Raw genomic sequence first — 1,028 nt, 5'->3', positions numbered from 1 at the left:
CTGGTTTGTCAGCACGACGGTTCGCCAACCACAATGCAAACATGAAACCGACGAGGTACATCAAACCGTACCAACGAATTGAAACAGGACCAATAGAGACTAAAACCGGATCAATATTGGGAAATTGAAGGTATCCCTGAGACATAAATCATTCTCTTCTTATTTACAAATAAAACCAATATACCCAAGTCACCTCAAATGCTCGGTTCAGCGTGAATAACTTGGGAATAAACTTACAGCAGCATTGTTGCTGCAACAAACATCAAGAATATTGCGAATATTTTCTTTAATACCGCAGTAGGAAGCTTGGTCGCGAGCTTCGCCCCCACTTTCGTGGTCAACATCGAAGTCATCGCAATCGCAAGTAACGCAGGAAGGTAAACATAACCAATACTGTACGCAGGTAAGCCTTCAACCTTATAGCCGTGCAAAATAAAGCCTATCATGCCAGAGATGGCGATGATGCAGCCACAAACTGACGATGAGCCGACCGCTTTACGCATTTCTACGCCGTGCTTGTTGAGAAAAGGCACCGATAAAGAACCACCACCGATACCAGCTAAGCTCGAAACCACACCAATTCCCGTTCCGTACATCATAGTGACCGGACTACTCGGCATTGGCTTCTCACTTTTTACTTTAATGGATCGGAACATCTGCACAGCTAGACACAGTACAATAACACCAAATACTTTCGGCAAGTAATGAGTTGGGATCCATTCGGCAATGTTGGCACCAACAAAGCCGCCAATCACCACTCCGGGCATGAGCCACTTCACAACAAACATATCTACGTTGCCAAGTTTAAGATGGTTGAGAGCAGAAGAACCTGATGTGACGATGATGCTTGCCAGAGATGTCGCAAGCGCCATGTGCATGCTCATTTCTGGAGAAATGCCCGCCCAAGGCAGCAAAAATAACAACGCAGGTACGACGATTAATCCGCCCCCAATGCCGAGTAGCCCCGCCATCACACCCACAAAAGCGCCTAGCGCCAACAATAACAAAAATAAAGAGACGGTCACGAT

At 46.2% G+C, this 1,028-nt stretch carries 2 protein-coding genes; both read right to left on the bottom strand.

The annotated features are described in order from the left end of the window. Positions 1 to 145 (bottom strand): prolipoprotein diacylglyceryl transferase family protein (locus R7F67_RS24985; protein ID WP_318057552.1); only part of this gene is annotated, 145 nt, incomplete at its 3' end. Positions 146 to 233: 88 nt separating this feature from the next. Further along, on the bottom strand, positions 234 to 1,025 hold the full coding sequence (locus tag R7F67_RS24980) for a sulfite exporter TauE/SafE family protein (RefSeq protein ID WP_318057551.1): 792 nt from the start codon (positions 1,023 to 1,025) through the stop codon (positions 234 to 236). Positions 1,026 to 1,028 lie beyond the last annotated feature (3 nt).

Origin of the sequence: Vibrio sp. YT-17 (genome assembly GCF_033337375.1) — a bacterium.
Taxonomy (GTDB): domain Bacteria; phylum Pseudomonadota; class Gammaproteobacteria; order Enterobacterales; family Vibrionaceae; genus Vibrio; species Vibrio alginolyticus.
Note: the sequence above shows the minus strand (reverse complement) of the source record. Positions and strands in the feature narration are given on the sequence as shown.